We start from the raw sequence: 15,941 nt of genomic DNA on the forward strand, positions 1-15,941 counted from the left end.
TCGGCAGGGCTCTGGTGGGAGCGGGCTTGCCCCGCGATAGGGCCTTGTCAGGTATCCTGCGCCCCTTCATTCGCTCGTGAGTCCACCATGCCCAACATTATCCGCATCGCCGCCGCCCTGCTCATCGACGCGCAAGGCCGCACCCTGCTGGTACGCAAGCGCGGCACCCAGGCGTTCATGCAGCCTGGCGGCAAGATCGATGCAGGCGAATCGCCGGCCCAGACGCTGGTACGCGAGCTGCACGAGGAGTTGGGCCTGCGCGTCGACCCGGTCCAGGCCATTCACCTGGGCCGTTTCAGCGCCCCGGCCGCCAACGAACCGGGCTTCGAGGTGCAGGCCGAGTTGTTTCGCGTCCAATGCACCGCGACGGTAAACCCGGCGGCGGAAATCGAAGAGGTGACCTGGCTGTCCGCCGACCAGGCGCCGGACCTGGATCTGGCCCCCCTGACTCGCGACCTGATCCTGCCGCTGTGGCGCGAAGGCCTCAACGCACCGCGCTGACCCCGTCCAGGGTGGCGAACGAGGTGTCCTTGGCGGTCAGCAGGAAGTCGCGCATGTACGGTGCATCGAGCATGTCGGTGCGCACCGCGGCGTAGAGCGTGGCGAACAGCCCTTTCTCGCCCAGGCGCTTGCCCTTCACGTAGCCCCGCGAGCTGTATTCGTGCAGCGCCCAGTGCGGCATGCCGCACACACCGCGACCGCTGGCTACCAGTTGCATCATCATCACCGTCAGCTCCGAGGTGCGCACCGCCGCCGGCTCGATGTCGGCCGGCTCCAGGAAGCGGGTGAAGATGTCCAGGCGGTCGCGTTCCACTGGGTAGGTGATCAGGGTCTGGTCGAGCAGATCCTGGGGCACGATATAGGGCTTGCTCGCCAGCGCATGCTGGTTGGCCACGGCGAGCATGGCCTCGTAGGTGAACAGCGGTACGTAGGTGATGCCGGCCAGGTCCACCGGGTCGGAGGTCACCACCAGGTCCAGGTCGCCGCGGGCCAGGGCCGGCAGCGGGGCGAAGGCGAAGCCCGAGGCCAGGTCCAGCTCCACTTCCGGCCAGGCATCGCGGAACTGATCGATGGTCGGCATCAGCCACTGGAAGCAGCTGTGGCACTCGATGGCCATGTGCAGGCGTCCGGCGGTACCGCCGGCCAGGCGGGCAATGTCGCGCTCGGCGCCGCGCAGCAGCGGCAGGGTGGCATCGGCCAGTTGCAGCAGGCGCAGGCCGGCGCTGGTGAAGCGGATGGGCTTGGTCTTGCGCACGAACAGCGGCAGGCCCAGGCGCTCCTCCAGCTCCTTGAACTGGTGCGACAGCGCCGACTGGGTCAGGTGCAGGCGCTCGGCGGCCTCCACCAGGCTGTCTGCTTCGCGTAGGGCATGAAGGGTTTTCAGGTGGCGGATTTCCAGCACGACGGCTCCGTGAGCATTCTTTGAGCTAAAACGAGATTGCGTTGAGTTTCCCTCATGTTGCCATGTGCTGTCGATAACAGGATGCACACGACCGCTCGGCAAGGTTCACGAAACTGTCACGGTTTTGTGGCAGCGCGCCCGAACGGATTTCATCAGACTCGCGCTCTACTGGGGATCTGCATTCTGGTGTTTCTTTCATGCGGGCTTTACTACTTTTCTTCTTGCTGCTGGTCAGCGTGCCGGCGAGTTTCGCCGAGGGTCGCTGCGACGTCCATGTGCCGGTGCAACGGGCCGAGCTGGGTGAGCTGAGCCTGGTCTACCAGAGTGTCGGTGCGCCCCGCGATCCGGCGCTGTTGCTGGTCATGGGCCTGGGCGGGCAGCTGATTCACTGGCCGGACGACGTGGTCGAGGCCCTGTGCCGCCAGGGTTTCAGGGTGATCCGCTACGACAACCGCGATGTCGGCCTGTCGCGCTGGAACCAGCTGCCGGCCTCGGCCAACCTGACCGTCGAACTGCTGCGCTACAAGCTGGGCCTGCCGGTGTCGGCGCCTTATTCCCTCACCGACATGGCCGGTGACGGTCTGCGACTGATGGATGCCCTGGGCATCCGCCAGTTCCATGTGCTGGGTGTGAGCATGGGCGGCATGATTGCCCAGCACCTGGCGGCCATGGCCCCGGAGCGGGTGAGCAGCCTGACCCTGGTGATGTCCAGCTCGGGCGCCGTCGGCCTGCCGGCGCCGGATCCGGCGCTGGTGCAGTTGCTGGCGCGGCGCAGCGCGCCGAGTCGCGAGGTGGCCATCGAGCAGCAGGCCGACCTGCTGGCAGCGCTGGGCAGCCCCGAGGTGCGGGACGACCGGACTGCGCTGCTCGAACAAGCCGCCGTGGCTTATGACCGGGCGTTCAATCCGGAAGGGGTCAAGCGCCAGATCATGGCGATCCTTGCCGAACCCAGTCGGGTCGAGTTGCTCAACCAGCTGCGGGTGCCGACGCTGGTGGTGCATGGCACCGCCGATCCGTTGCTGCCGGTGATGCACGGGGTGCATCTGGCGGCGCATATCCAGGGCAGCCAGTTGCGGCTGATTCCGGGGCTGGCGCATCGTTTCCAGGAGCCGTTCAAGGCACCGTTGCTGGGGGCGGTTTTACCCTACCTGCAGGCGCATCGGCAGGATGTCACGCATATCGCCCGGCTCTAGACCCCATCGCGGGGCAAGCCCGCTCCCACGATAGCCCTGCGCACCATTCGTGGGAGCGGGCTTGCCCCGCGATTCGTTCAATGCATCCGCACCCAAACGCTCACCAGCACCGTCGCCGCCACCAGCCAGGCCACCGTGGCCAGGGCTAGCGACGCCTCCAGGCGCAGGCGGTCGACCAGTACGTAGAGCGTTGCCAGGTACACGAAGTACGGAATGATCGACCACATCCCGAACAGGATGGTGGTCTTCAGGTCTTCCAGCGACCGCCCCTTGCCGACAATGTAGTGGGCGATCAGGGCAAAGGTGGGAAACAGCGGCACCAGGCCGGCAATGTAGTAGTTGCGGGTCTTCGACAGGATCGCCAGGAGCACCACCACGCCGGCGCCCAGGGCCGCTTTGAATACCAGGTCCACGTTGAATTTCCAGGGTCAGGTTGCCGATCAGCCGAGGCCGTACTTCTTCACTTTGTCGAACAGCGTGGTCTTGGCCATGCCCAGCTCCTGGCTGGCCTGGCTGAGGTTGCCGCCGGTGCGCTGCAGGGCGTCGCTGAGCAGGTTGCGCTCGAACGCCTCCACCGCCTCGGCAAAACCCAGGCCCTGGCTGGCGCCGCCGCTGGGGCCCTTCTTGAACGCAGGCAGGCCCAGGGCATGGCGCTCGGCGACGTTGCGCAGCTCGCGCACGTTGCCCGGCCAGTCGTGGGCCATCAGCCGCGACAGGGTCTGGCTGTCCAGCTCCGGCGCCTCGCGGTCGAAGCGCAGGGCCGATTGCTGCAGGAAATGCTCGAACAGTTGCAGGATATCTTCGCGGCGCTCGCGCAGCGGTGGCAGCTCCAGGGTGACCACGTTGAGGCGGTAGTACAGGTCGCTGCGGAACTGGCCGCTCTGGCCCAGGGTGGCGAGGTCAGACTTGGTCGCGGCGATCACCCGGCAGTCCACCGGGATGCTCTGGTTCGAGCCCAGGCGTTCCAGGGTGCGCTCCTGCAGCACGCGCAGCAGCTTGATCTGCAGGTTGAGCGGCATGCTCTCGACCTCGTCGAGGAACAGCGTGCCGCCGTTGGCGTGCTCGATCTTGCCGATGCGCCGCTTGCCGGCGCCGGTGAAGGCATTGGCCTCGTGGCCGAAGATCTCGCTTTCGAACAGGTTCTCCGGCAGGCCGCCGCAGTTCAGCGCCACGAACGGCTGGCCCTGGCGTCGGCTGAAGTCGTGCAGGCAGCGGGCCACCAGTTCCTTGCCGGTGCCGGTCTCGCCTTCGATCAGTACGTTGGCCGAGGTGTCGGCGACGTTGGCGATCAGTTCGCGCAGCTGCTCCATGGCCGGCGAACGGCCGATGATGCGCCCTTCCAGGCTGCTCTGCTCGGCCAGTTGGCGGCGCAGGGCGAATACCTCGCGAGACAGGCCGCGCTGTTCCAGGGCGCGGCGTACCACCTCGACCAGGCGCTCGGGCGAGAAGGGTTTCTCCATGAAGTCGTAGGCGCCATTGCGCATGGCGCCGACCGCCATGTCGATGTCGCCGTGGCCGGTGATCAGCACCACCGGCAGGCTGCGGTCGCGGGCCTTGAGGCGGTTGAGCAGTTCCAGGCCATCGATGCCCGGCAGGCGGATATCGCTGACGACGATACCGGCAAAGTCATCGCCGATGCGTTCCAGGGCCTGCTCGGCGCTGCCGACGCCTTCGCAGGCAATGTCTTCCAGGGCCAGCGCCTGCTGGCAGCCGAGCAGCACGTGCGGGTCGTCTTCGACGATCAGGACGGTGAGAGGTGCTTGTTTCATAGAGGCTCAGCCAATTCGCTAGGGGGCGTGACCAGGGGCAGGGCAAGCACGAACGCGGTGCCGCCACCGGCGGGATGTTCGACGCTCAGTGTACCCTTGGCGGCGGTGGCCAGGCTCGCCGACAGGGTCAGGCCCAGGCCCAGGCCATGCTCGCCCGGTTTGGTGGTGAAGAAGGGTTCGAACAGGTGCTTGCGTGCCTCGGCATCGATGCCGTGGCCGTTGTCGAGCACCCGCAGGCGGTACTTGTCGCCCTGGACTTCGCCTTCCAGCCACAGTTGCGGCAGGGGTTGGGTGGCCATGGCGTCGAGGGCGTTGCCGATCAGGTTGACCAGGATCTGTTCCAGCCGGGTCTGGTCGATGGCCAGCAGCTGGTCGTCGAACTGCCGGTGCAGTTGCAGGTGACAGGCGCTGATGCGGTTGGCCAGCACCTGCAGAGTGGCTTCGACGGCCTTTTCCAGCGAAGCCTGGCCGCTGTCGTCGCCACGACGGGCAAACGAGCGCAGGCTGGCGGTGATGCGGCCCATGCGGTCGATCAGGTCGTTCATGGTGCGCAGGTTGGCGCTGGCGGTTTCCAGCGCGCCGCGCTCAAGGAAGCGCACGGTGTTGCCGGACAGGGTGCGCAGGGCCGCCAAGGGCTGATTGAGTTCATGGGCGATGCTGGTGGACATCTGCCCGATGGCCGCCAGCTTGCCGGCCTGGACCAGTTCGTCCTGGGCGTGGCGCAGGGTCTGCTCGGCGTGGCGCCGCTCGCGGATCTGGCCCTTGAGCCGTTCGTTGCTGGCGCGCAGGTCGGCGGTGCGCTCGGTGATCTTGCGTTCCAGCTGGCTGTTGGCTTCTTCCAGCGCCTCGCGGGCGGCCAGGCGGGTGGCGATCACCTTGCGCCGCTCGTTCCAGGCGATGGCCAGGATCGCCAGCAGGGCGAAGGCCACGCCCACCAGGATGCCCTGCATCATCGATTCGCGGCGCAGGTCCTGCAGCGGGGTGAGCAGGGTGAAATGCCAGGGGGTGTCGACCAGGCGGCGGGTCTGGGCCAGGTAGGACACCTCTCGCTGCTTGCCCTGGTCGGTCTCGCTGTTGGCCGGGAAGGTGAGCTTCTCCACGCCGTCGGCCAGGGTTTCGCGGGCCAGCGGTTGCAGTTCGTTGAGCGGCCACCAGTAGTACTGCAGGCTGCGCGCCAGGCGCTCCTTGATCTGCGGCGTCAACGGGCGCACCGATTTCAGGCGCCGGGCCGGGTCGCTGGAGAGGATGATGATGCCGTTCTCGTCGCTGACGAAGGCCTCCAGGCGGGCGCGCTGCCAGCGCTCCTCGAGGGTGTCCAGGCGCACCTTGATCACCGCCACGCCGATGATCTTGCCGTGCTCCTCCAGCCCGTGGGCCAGGTAGTAGCCGGCCTCGCCAGTAGTGCTGCCGATGCCGTAGAAGCGCCCCGGCTCGCCGCGCACGGCGACCTGGAAGTAGGCGCGAAACGCCAGGTCCTCGCCGAGGAAGGAGTCGGCGTCGCGCCAGTTGCTGGTGGCCTGGACCCGGCCGTTGGTGTCGAGGACGAAGATCGCCCGGCTGCGGCTGCGTCGGTTCAGGCCTTCGAGGTATTCGTTGACGGCCTGGCGATCACCAGCCTCGGGGTCGGTGAGCAGGCGCGAGACGCTGTCTTCCAGTTCCAGCAGGCTGGGCAGGTAGGTGTACTTGCTGATTTCGCTCTCGACGGTACGCGCGTGCAGTTCCAGCTGGCGCTCGCCGTTCTCGCTGAGGGTGCGGATGCCGTTGCTCTCGCTGATCAGGAAGCCGGCGAAGCCTAGCCCGACCATCAGCAGGATGACCAGGGGCGGGACGAGCAGTTGGCGGATCAGACGGGATTTCACGGCAGGCTGGGCAGGGCGAAGGAGCGAGGGGTCGCATTTCATCACAGTGGCCTTGTCACGACCAGCTTCCGCTGCCCGGCGAAGGGCCGGGCAGCGTCACTGAGGCGGACTTAGTGTTGCAGGATCTTGCTGAGGAAGTGCTGGGTGCGTTGGTCGCGGGCGCCCTGGTCGCCGAAGAACTCTTCCTTGGTGCAGTCTTCGATGATGCTGCCCTTGTCCATGAAGATGACCCTGTTGGCCACCTTGCGCGCAAAGCCCATTTCGTGGGTCACGCACATCATGGTCATGCCTTCGTGGGCCAGTTGCACCATTACATCGAGCACTTCGCTGACCATTTCCGGGTCCAGTGCCGAGGTGGGTTCGTCGAACAGCATGACGATCGGGTCCATCGACAGGGCACGGGCGATGGCCACGCGCTGCTGCTGGCCGCCGGAGAGCTGGCCGGGGTGTTTGTGGGCATGGGCCGACAGTCCCACGCGCTCAAGCAGTGCCAGGCCTTTCTTGGTGGCTTCTTCCTTGCTGCGGCCGAGCACCTTGATCTGGGCGATGGTCAGGTTCTCGGTGATGGTCAGGTGCGGGAACAGCTCGAAGTGCTGGAACACCATGCCGACCCGCGAGCGCAGCTTGGGCAGGTTGGTCTTCGGGTCGGCGATGGAGGTGCCGTCGACCACGATGTCGCCTTTCTGGAACGGTTCCAGCGCGTTGACGCACTTGATCAGGGTCGACTTGCCCGAGCCGGACGGGCCGCAGACCACCACCACTTCACCCTTCTTGACCTCGGTGCTGCAGTCGGTCAGTACCTGGAAGTCGCCGTACCACTTGTTGACGTTCTTGATGGAAATCATACGGTGATCCTTTTTTGCAGGCGCTTGACCAGCCACGAAGCGGAGAAGCTGATGAGGAAGTAGACGACACCGGCGAAGATCAGGAACTCGTGGGAGCGTCCGATGATGTCGCCGTTGGAGCGGGCCGAGTTGAGGAAGTCGATCAGGCCGACGGTGTAGACCAGCGAGGTGTCCTGGAACAGGATGATGCTCTGTTGCAGCAGCAGCGGGGTCATCTTGCGAAACGCCTGGGGCAGGATGATCAGGCGCATGCACTGGCCGTAGCTCATGCCCAGCGCCTGCGCGGCGCCCATCTGGCCCTTGGAGATCGACTGCACGCCGGCGCGGACGATTTCGCAGAAGTAGGCCGCCTCGAACATCATGAACGCCACGACGCAGGAGGTGAACGCACCCACCGGGGTGTCTTCACCGGTGATCCAGCGCAGCACGAACGGCACCGCCAGGTAGAACCAGGTGATCACCAGCAGCAGCGGGATGGAGCGGAAGTAGTTGACGTAGGCGCCGGCGACATTGGCCAGCAGCTTGTTCGACGACAGGCGCATCAGGGCGAGGATGGTACCCAGGGCAATGCCGCCGACCACGCCCATGACCATCAGTTGCAGGGTCAGGACCATGCCGTCCCAGAGGGCGGGCAGGGCCGGGATGATTTCACTGAAATCCATGTCCATTTACTTGCCTCCCACGGAAATCAGGCCCGGTACCGCGACTTTCTTCTCGACCATGCGCATGAGCAGCATCAGGCCCATGTTCAGGGTGAAGTAGATCAGGGTGGCCAGGGTGAATGCTTCGAACAGGTTCGCGGAGAACTCGGCGGTTTGCTTGGTCTGCGCCAGCAGCTCCATCAAGCCGATCAGCGAGGCCACCGAGGAGTTCTTGAACACGTTCAAGAATTCCGAGGTGAGCGGCGGAATGATGATCCGGTAGGCCTGGGGCAGCAGCACGTTCATGTAGATCTGCGACAGGCTGAAGCCCATCGCGCGCCCGGCCGACTCCTGGCCGCGGGGCAGCGCCTGGATGCCGGTGCGCACCTGCTCGCAGACACGGGCGGCGGTGAACAGGCCCAGGCAGATGACCACGCTGATCAGCGCCGAGGTGGTCGGATTGAGGTCCTGCTTGAACCACTCCTGCAGGCCTTCGGGCAGCAGGTCCGGTACCAGGAAGTACCAGATGAACAGCTGCACCAGCAGCGGCACGTTGCGGAACAGCTCGACGTAGGCGGTGGCAATCCCTGACACCAGACGATTGGGTACGGTACGCATCACGCCGAGCAGCGAGCCCAGCAGCAAGGCGATGATCCAGGCGGAGACGGCGATGGCGATGGTCCAGCCCAGGCCGGTGATGTACCAGTCCAGATAGGTTTCGCTGCCCACGCCGGTGGACTTGAAGAACACGCCCCAGTCCCAGTTGTAATTCATCGGGATTTCCCCTCAGACGGTTGTTTCACGGGCACCTCGATACATCCGGGGGCGTTCGACGCCCTCGGATGTAAAGGTTAGACACTAACTAAGTGGCCTGTTGGATGGATTCGCGCGGATGCGCTTCAGGCCACTATTTGCCGGAGGTCAGGACTTCTTCTCGTCCGCTGCCTTGTCGGTCGGCTCGGCGATCAGTTTTTTAAGCTCGTCGCTCATCGGGAACTGCAGGTTCAGGCCCTTTGGCGGAATCGGCTGCTGGAACCACTTGTCGTAGCTCTTGTTGACGTCACCCGACTTGAAGTAGGCGACGATGGCTTCGTCGACCGCTTTCTTGAAGGCCGGATCGTCCTTGCGCACCATGCAGCCGTAGATTTCGTACGACTGTGGCGTGCCGGTGATGACCCAGTCGGCAGGCTTCTTGGCCTTGGCCATTTCACCGGCCAGCAGGGCGTCGTCCATCATGAAGGCCACGGCGCGGCCGCTTTCGAGCATGTTGAAGGCTTCACCGTGGTCCTTGGCGGAGATCACGTTCATCTTCATCTGCTTGTCGGCGTTCATCGCCTTGAGGATGCGCTCGGAGGTGGTGCCGGCGGTGGTCACCACGTTCTTGCCGGCCAGGTCGGCGAAATCTTTATAGGAGGGCTGGCCATCCTTGACCTTGGTCAGCAGGCGGGTGCCGACTTCGAAGATACCCACCGAGAAGCCGACCTGTTGCTGGCGCTCGACGTTGTTGGTGGTGGAGCCGCACTCCAGGTCCACGGTGCCGTTCTGCACCAGCGGGATGCGGGTCTGCGAGGTAACCAGGTTGTACTTGACCTTGATGTCGGTGCCCAGTTGCTTCTTCAGAGCTTCGACAACGGCTAGCTGGATGTCATGGGAGTAGCCCACCGGTTCCGGTTTGCCGGCCAGGTAGGAGAACGGGATGGAGGAGTCGCGGTGGCCCAGGGTGATGGTGCCGGAGTCCTTGATCTTCTTCAGAGTACCGGTGAGCTCTTCGGCCATGACCGGCGATGCGATGACAGCGGCCGCGATGGCGGCGCCCAGCAATTGACGAACGATGCGCATCAAATTTTCCTCGACGTGTTTGTTTTTTTTATGGAGCCGTTGGCGGACTCTTTCGTTCAACGAATACAGCATGAAGCGTGGTGCATTCGGCGTTCAAGTGTAGAGCATGAGTCGTGCCAAGCCCCAACCTTGATCATAACGCCGTGAAAATGCTGGGGATGACTCTTTGTTGAAGGTTTTTGGATGTCATTTGATGTCCGTCAAACCGAACGCATGGTGCCATGCTGTTCGGAAATCCGAATGAAGACATGTAGCTATCTACCGACATGGCTTGGCGGGTCGCGGGTCAACTGTGGCTTTTCCCATCAGGAGAAGCTGGATGAGTTTTCACGAGATTGCCCCCGATTCCATCGATGCGCTGATTGCCAAGCGTTTGCCGGCTTGGTTGCAAACCGCCGCGGTCGACCGCTTGCAGGCGCTACACCGTGCGCTCAAGGCACAGCAGAAAAGTGCCGAGAAGATGCGTGAACTGCTGGCACCTGTGTCGGCACTTGATGCTTTTGCCGAGCCCTTGCTCAGGCAGGCACTGCACCAGCAGTTCAAGCTCGACGTTGACGTGCGCAACAGCACTGTGAAGATCGTGCAGGAGATCTATCATCCGGTGCCGCTGAACTCGGCGCCGAAGCTATGGGACCGGCGCACGTCCAGCAGGGAGCTGTTGACTGCGGCACTGCATAACTACACCGAGGATGAAACCACGCCTGGCGAACTGACCGTGGCTACGGTGCTGGATGCCGATAAAAAACGGCTGAATATCGGTTTTACTCAGTTCGCGAAACTTTGCCGCAGTCTCGACCTGGGCGGTCAGTATCAGACATTGCTCAGGGCGCACCTGCGACCGAGCGATTTGCTGGAGAAGGAGGCCGTTCATGCGCAGGTCAAAGAGGACCTTCGGGCACGCATGGAGGTTGCCGTGCGCCGGGCCATTCTCGAAGGGCATATCGATGAGCGCGCCTACCTGCAACTGCTGCCATTGTGTGCGCCTGCGCCGATCGTTCCGGGCGATCCGGCCGTATTGACCTGCCGTCAGTTGCACCTGCTGGGCAAGCGCGTGGAGGGCGTGGTGACCGTGGAAGTCCGGGAGCACGCCTTGGGGGCTGTCACGGGCATTCTCAGCTGGATTCCGGGCGATCCGATCCAGCCCGTCCAGCATCATGCCTCCTGGTCTGCGTTGTACCAGACGCTGGCCAGGCGCATGCGGCAATCACCTTATGTCGACTTTTTCATGCGTTTCGTCCGTGAGCGGGACAGGCCGGTGTTCGCCACTGTCCTGAAAAAGCTGCTCAAGGAGACGGACAGCTCCCGGGATATCGAACTGGATGGACGTCATCTGGACTTCGAAGGCACGTTGATTGCCTACCTGGGTAAGTTGCGTATCGAGAAAATCCTGGATGACGCGCGTGTGCTTGCGGTGCCCACCGCTGAAGCAGATGCCGACGCGTGTCGCGAGCGATTCGACCGTTACCTGGAAGCTGGGCTTACCCTGCTCAATCTGGCGGCCTTCTTCGTGCCACTGCTTGGCGAGGTCATGCTGGGGGTGGCCGCCGTCCAGATTGCCAATGAGGTCTACGAGGGCTACGAGGACTGGGCAATAGGTGATCGTCAGTCCGCCTTGCAGCATATGTTCGGGGTGGCAGAGAACCTTGCGGTGGCTGCCATCCTCGCCACGGGGGGAGTGGCGACCGGGAAGGTGCTGGAGCGTTCGCTGGCGGTAGACAACCTGGTACCGATAGTCGATGACGCAGGGCAGGCCAAGCTGTTCAGGAACTCAATGGAACCACATGAATGGTCCGGCTCAGGCCTGTTGATGCGTCGGCTTGGCCGAGAACTGAGTAACATGACCGATGAGCAGGCCCTGTGGCTGGCCGAAGGTACCGGTTTTGGCGAGGAGCAACTGCGTCGATTGCATGTACAGCAGGCGTCGCCCCCAGCCCGGTTGCTCGATGCCTGGGAGCGCTACCAGCTGCACGAGCAGTTTCCTGCGTTGCGTGGCGAAGCCTTTGAGGCCGAGGTGCGATCCAGGCAAGGCACCGAGACACCAGAAGCGTTGCTGCTGAGGCGGGATTTCCCGGGATTGAGCCATCGGGGCGCGCGGGAAATCATCGAACAGGCCAATGGGCGGCAGCTCGCAGAGATGCTCGATAAGCAGCGCATTCCGCTGGAGCTTGCCGAGCACGCGTACTGGTTTCTGCGTGACAGTCGGTTGGATCGGGCTTGCGCTGGCTTGCGCCAGGCAAGCGCGGTGAATCTTGACAGTGAGCGTCTGGCCCTAGGGTTGATCGACCAGCAAGCGCCGTGGGCTGAGAACCTGCGTCTTGAATTGCGTGACGGTTCTCATGCAGGCACGTTGCGCACACAGGTAGGCAGTGAGGAAGCCGCGGATATTCGCTATATCGTTCGCGGCACCCAGGGTTATCAGGCCCGGGATGGCAACGGCATCCCGTTACCGCAGGCAACGGAGCAGGACAGTCTGATCCAGGCGATATGCCTGCATCTGCAACCGTCGCAGAAACTGTTGTTGGGTGATGCTTCGCTGGACGAAAAGGCGTTGACCGACAAGTTGGCAGCATTGGCTGCCACCCAGCGCGAGCAGGTGGCTACATTGATCAGGCAGGCGCCGGTCGGAGAGGGTATCCGTCCACTGGCCCGTTTCGCCGACGGCCGCCTGGGATATCCATTATGTGGCCGTACTCCAGGTGGCCGACAGGCGAGTCGACGGGGGATTCATCAGATCTATCCGACCCTCGGCGAGGATGAGCTGGAAAACTATCTGCTGGACCTGGTCTCCAGGCATGTCGATCCATGGGTGCACTACAACCAGTTGAAACATCAGTTGAGCCGCCTGCGCGAAGGCTTGCAGAGCTGGTGCCGCGCAGGCGGCGGCATACTCGCCAAGCTCAGGCGCCGGCGTGTGGCCACCGTCATGCGTCGTTGCTGGCGCCGCAAGAGCCGAGTCCTGGGCGATGGTGGCCATTGGCTGATGGTCCGTGGCGAGCAGGTCGGCAGCCTGCCGAGCCTGCCCGCGGGCATCAGCTATGGTCATGTGACCCGTCTGACCCTGCGCGACATGGACCTCGCCAACGTCGATGCGGACTTCCTGTCACGTTTCACCGGGCTGGTGGAACTTGACCTGCGGGAAAACAGGCTGACTCAGGTGCCGGCGGGCATCGAGCGCCTTACTTCGCTGCGCTACCTGCGCCTTGGGTACAACCAGATCGCCATGGACAGTGCCGGCAACCAGCGCCTGCTGGCCCTGGTCAATCTACGGGAACTCGACCTGGGCCATAACCCGCTCGGTTGGGCTCCGGATGTGAATGGGCTGCGACACCTGCGTCGGTTATCGCTGCATTCGGGCGAGATCGCCAGGTTGCCCGAGCGGGTTCAGCAGTTGCCCTGGCAGGGGGTGGTCGACCTGCGCAACAACAGCATCCAGCATGTGCGTCAGGATTTGCACAACCTGCAGCTGCGCCTGCAGCGGATGGTCCTGCACGACAATCCGCTGGATGAAGCCAGCCAGGCGTTGGTGAACCTGGCGTCCCGTGAGCCGATCAATCGCAACCCCATCGAGCACCAGCTGATCGATCAGGCGGCTCGGGAGCTGTGGTTGGCCGGCAGCTCGGGCAAGCTGCGTAGTCGGCGTGAAGCCCAGTGGCTGAGATTGCGCGAGGAACCTGAATCAACGGCGCTGTTCCAGTTCTTTGCCGATTTTGCCCGGACCGAGGATTTTCGCGAGCATGACGATTTCTATCGCAGGCGCATCTGGCGAATGATCGAGGCGTGCGAGCAGAACACCGAGCTGCGTGCAGTGATGTTCGCCCAGGCTGGCGGGGAGCGTGCCTGCGAGGATCGATTGTTGCTGATCCTCAGCGAACTGGAGGTCACGTTGTACGTGGAGCGTGCTTCGGCGGGAACGCGCCTGGTCGAGCGTGAGGAGGCCTTGCTGAAGGCCGGCCGGGCGTTGTATCGGCTGGATGAGGTCAATACGCTGGCTGCGCGCAAGGTTCAGGAGCTCGAGCGTAGAGGTGGGGAGGTGGACCCGATCGAAGTCTATATGGCCTATCGAACGCATCTGGCCGAGCCGCTGGGCCTTCCTGCCCAGCCTGACGGCATGTACTACCTGATGGATGCCAGGGTGTCGCCGGGTGACCTGATCACGGCCAGGCTTCAGGTCCTGCGGGAGGAGACGCCGCAACGGCTGAGCGAGGCGCTGGCACAACGCCCGTTTTGGGACAGCTTTGTGCATGTGCGCTACCCGGAGAGGGTCGATGCCTTGGTCTCTGCCCTCGATGAGCAATTGACACAGGCCGCGTCGCTGTCCGAGCAGATGTACCTGGTTCGATCCGAGGCCCTGAGGGTGAAGTACGAAGCCTCGCTGCAGGCGCTGCGCCTGAGTCTGGCGCAGGAGGCGTACGCCCGCCTCCTGCCGGCTGTGCCTGTCGCCGAGGCGTGATCAGGCAGCCTGGACGCGAGCCTGGTTCTGTAGCAGGTACTCCTCGAGTGCCTGCTGCTCGGCGGCAGAGGTGAACAGGCCGAGTTTGGTCCGGCGCCAGAGGATGTCGGCGGCATCGACCGCCCATTCCTGTTCGCGCAAGTAGTCCACTTCACGGCTGAACAGCCCGCCGCCAATGGATTGCCCCAGGCCTTCTGGACCTTCCACGCCCTCGAGCAGGCGCCATACGCGGCTGCCGTAGGTGACGGCCCAACGCTTGGCGATGTCCACCGGCAACCAGTCATGGCGTGCCAGCACGGCATCGACCAGCGCCTGTACGGTGGTCATGCTCTCGCCGCCCGGCAGCGGTGCGCCGGCGGTCCAGCTGCCACGCATCTGGGTGAAGAACGGTTGCAGTTCGGCCATGGCCGACTCGGCCAGCTTGCGGTAGGTGGTCAGCTTGCCGCCGAACACCGACAGTAGCGGCGCCTCGCCTTGGGCAGCGGACAACGCGAGGGTGTAGTCGCGGGTGACGGCCGACGGGTTGTCCGACTCGTCGTTGCACAGCGGGCGCACGCCGGAATAGGTGTGCAGGATATCGGCGTGGCTGAGCTGGTGGTTGAAGTGCTCGTTGACCACCTTGAGCAGGTAGTCGGTTTCCTGCTCGGTGATCGCCACCTTGGCCGGGTCGCCGCTGTACTCGCGATCGGTGGTGCCGATCAGGGTGAAGCGGTCCAGGTAAGGAATGCAGAAGACGATGCGCTGGTCTTCGTTCTGCAGGATATAGGCGTGCTCGCCTTCGTACAGGCGCGGCACGATCAGGTGGCTGCCCTGGATCAGGCGGATGCCGTATGGCGCGTCGAGCTTGAGGTCGTCCTTGATGAAGCTGGCGACCCAGGGGCCGGCCGCGTTCACCAGTGCCCGGGCGCGGATGCTCTGCAGGCTGCCATCGGCATGCTGCAGTTCCACCTGCCATAGGCCATCGACGCGCTCGGCGCGCAGGCAGCGGGTGCGGGTGTGGATGTGCGCGCCCTTTTCCCGGGCGGCCATGGCGTTGACTACCACCAGGCGAGCATCGTCCACCGCACAGTCGGCGTATTCGAAGCCGCGGGTAATGGCCGGCTTGAGCGGGTAGCCCGGGCCGAAGCGCAGGCCGCGCGAGGCGCCCAGACGCTTGCGCTTGCCCAGGTGGTCATAGAGGAACAGGCCAGCGCGGATCATCCACGCCGGGCGCAGGTGCGGACGATGGGGCAGCACGAAGCGCATGGGTTTGACGATGTGTGGCGCCTTGGCCAGCAACACTTCGCGTTCGGCCAGCGCTTCGCGCACCAGGCGGAACTCGTAGTGCTCCAGGTAGCGCAGGCCGCCGTGGATCAGCTTGCTGCTGGCCGAGGAGGTGTGTTGTGCCAGGTCGTCCTTTTCACAAAGGAACACCTTCAGGCCGCGCCCGGCGGCATCGGCAGCGATACCGACGCCATTGATGCCACCGCCGATCACGGCGAGGTCGTAGCAGTCCTGGAGTGGTGGCTGGGACGAAACGGGCTGGGACACGGGCAAGGCCTCCTGGGGCTGTTCACATCGAATATGAACATTGATGTTCGTTTTCGAAAATACTAGCGCAATGAACAGGCGGCTGCCAGTCAGTCTTTATAGAAAAAACTGATCGGATGACAGGGAAATGAACATTTATGAAAAAGGTGGGGTGAACGGTTGAAGATTTTCAGGGGTGTTGAGATCGAGCGCCGCCCGCGCGGCGCATCGCGGGACAAGCCCACAGGCGTAGCGCGTGGCTTGAGGGCCGCGCGGTCGCTGTGGGAGCGGCTTCAGCCGCGAACACCGGCATAGCCGGTGCCAGGCACCGCGTCGCCTGCTTCGCGGGTAAACCGGCTCCCACAGGGATCGCGCCAGATTCTAAAAATTGAGCAAGACAGTTGCTCCCACATCTGTTTCGGGCCAGTTATGTC

General features: G+C 63.9%; 12 protein-coding genes. 3 read left to right on the forward strand and 9 right to left on the reverse strand.

Going from position 1 to position 15,941, the window contains the following annotated elements:
* The first annotated feature begins 87 nt into the window (after positions 1–87).
* Positions 88–501 carry an NUDIX hydrolase gene (locus LU671_RS12340; protein WP_232855790.1) on the forward strand — a complete coding sequence of 138 codons (414 nt, stop codon included), beginning with the start codon at positions 88–90 and terminating at the stop codon, positions 499–501.
* Here LU671_RS12340 and metR read toward each other — a convergent pair.
* Entirely contained in the window at positions 485–1,402 is a 918-nt protein-coding gene (gene metR, locus LU671_RS12345; RefSeq protein ID WP_019097212.1) for a transcriptional regulator MetR, read from the reverse strand. The two genes, LU671_RS12340 and metR, sit on opposite strands and share 17 nt — an antisense overlap.
* Positions 1,403–1,599: 197 nt before the next feature.
* Between metR and LU671_RS12350 the strand changes: the two genes are divergently transcribed.
* Entirely contained in the window at positions 1,600–2,595 is a 996-nt protein-coding gene (locus LU671_RS12350; protein WP_232855791.1) for an alpha/beta fold hydrolase, read from the forward strand.
* A 77-nt stretch (positions 2,596–2,672) separates the two neighbouring features.
* On the opposite strand, the gene LU671_RS12355 is transcribed toward LU671_RS12350, so the two are convergent.
* The 7 genes from LU671_RS12355 to LU671_RS12385 form a co-directional block, all read right to left on the reverse strand.
* Entirely contained in the window at positions 2,673–3,008 is a 336-nt protein-coding gene (locus LU671_RS12355) for a GlpM family protein (protein WP_050704011.1), read from the reverse strand.
* Positions 3,009–3,035: 27 nt separating this feature from the next.
* Positions 3,036–4,364, reverse strand: coding sequence for a sigma-54-dependent transcriptional regulator (locus LU671_RS12360; protein WP_203647771.1), 1,329 nt, complete (start codon positions 4,362–4,364; stop codon positions 3,036–3,038).
* Positions 4,361–6,265: a sensor histidine kinase gene (locus tag LU671_RS12365; RefSeq protein WP_203647770.1), complete on the reverse strand. Its 1,905-nt coding sequence runs from the start codon at positions 6,263–6,265 to the stop codon at positions 4,361–4,363. The genes LU671_RS12360 and LU671_RS12365 overlap by 4 nt, the downstream gene beginning before the upstream one ends.
* A gap of 68 nt (positions 6,266–6,333) precedes the next feature.
* Positions 6,334–7,068, reverse strand: a complete 735-nt coding sequence (locus LU671_RS12370; protein WP_203647769.1) for an amino acid ABC transporter ATP-binding protein — start codon at positions 7,066–7,068, stop codon at positions 6,334–6,336.
* Positions 7,065–7,736 (reverse strand): amino acid ABC transporter permease, encoded by a 672-nt coding sequence (locus tag LU671_RS12375; RefSeq protein WP_203647768.1) that lies wholly within the window; start codon positions 7,734–7,736, stop codon positions 7,065–7,067. The genes LU671_RS12370 and LU671_RS12375 overlap by 4 nt, the downstream gene beginning before the upstream one ends.
* Positions 7,737–8,483, reverse strand: coding sequence for an amino acid ABC transporter permease (locus tag LU671_RS12380; protein WP_232855792.1), 747 nt, complete (start codon positions 8,481–8,483; stop codon positions 7,737–7,739).
* 147 nt (positions 8,484–8,630) lie between these two features.
* Entirely contained in the window at positions 8,631–9,548 is a 918-nt protein-coding gene (locus LU671_RS12385) for a glutamate/aspartate ABC transporter substrate-binding protein (RefSeq protein ID WP_232855793.1), read from the reverse strand.
* A gap of 319 nt (positions 9,549–9,867) precedes the next feature.
* Here LU671_RS12385 and LU671_RS12390 point away from each other — a divergent pair, with 319 nt between their 5' ends.
* The gene (locus LU671_RS12390; protein ID WP_232855794.1) at positions 9,868–13,998 is read left to right on the forward strand and encodes an NEL-type E3 ubiquitin ligase domain-containing protein; all 4,131 of its coding nucleotides are present in this window, start codon (positions 9,868–9,870) and stop codon (positions 13,996–13,998) included.
* On the opposite strand, the gene glpD is transcribed toward LU671_RS12390, so the two are convergent.
* Positions 13,999–15,528, reverse strand: a complete 1,530-nt coding sequence (gene glpD / locus LU671_RS12395; protein ID WP_203647764.1) for a glycerol-3-phosphate dehydrogenase — start codon at positions 15,526–15,528, stop codon at positions 13,999–14,001.
* Between the last annotated feature and the right edge of the window lie 413 nt (positions 15,529–15,941).

This window comes from Pseudomonas sp. NMI760_13 (assembly GCF_021283245.1).
In the GTDB taxonomy this organism is placed as follows: domain Bacteria; phylum Pseudomonadota; class Gammaproteobacteria; order Pseudomonadales; family Pseudomonadaceae; genus Aquipseudomonas; species Aquipseudomonas peradeniyensis.

Excerpts from the sequence above, each read along its gene's own strand:
- LU671_RS12340 (WP_232855790.1), top strand. The coding sequence starts at position 88 with ATGCCCAACATTATCCGCATCGCCGCCGCCCTGCTCATCGACGCGCAA.
- LU671_RS12350 (WP_232855791.1), top strand. The coding sequence starts at position 1,600 with ATGCGGGCTTTACTACTTTTCTTCTTGCTGCTGGTCAGCGTGCCGGCG.
- LU671_RS12360 (WP_203647771.1), bottom strand. The coding sequence starts at position 4,364 with ATGAAACAAGCACCTCTCACCGTCCTGATCGTCGAAGACGACCCGCAC.
- LU671_RS12365 (WP_203647770.1), bottom strand. The coding sequence starts at position 6,265 with ATGAAATGCGACCCCTCGCTCCTTCGCCCTGCCCAGCCTGCCGTGAAA.
- LU671_RS12370 (WP_203647769.1), bottom strand. The coding sequence starts at position 7,068 with ATGATTTCCATCAAGAACGTCAACAAGTGGTACGGCGACTTCCAGGTA.
- LU671_RS12375 (WP_203647768.1), bottom strand. The coding sequence starts at position 7,736 with ATGGACATGGATTTCAGTGAAATCATCCCGGCCCTGCCCGCCCTCTGG.
- LU671_RS12380 (WP_232855792.1), bottom strand. The coding sequence starts at position 8,483 with ATGAATTACAACTGGGACTGGGGCGTGTTCTTCAAGTCCACCGGCGTG.
- LU671_RS12385 (WP_232855793.1), bottom strand. The coding sequence starts at position 9,548 with ATGCGCATCGTTCGTCAATTGCTGGGCGCCGCCATCGCGGCCGCTGTC.
- LU671_RS12390 (WP_232855794.1), top strand. The coding sequence starts at position 9,868 with ATGAGTTTTCACGAGATTGCCCCCGATTCCATCGATGCGCTGATTGCC.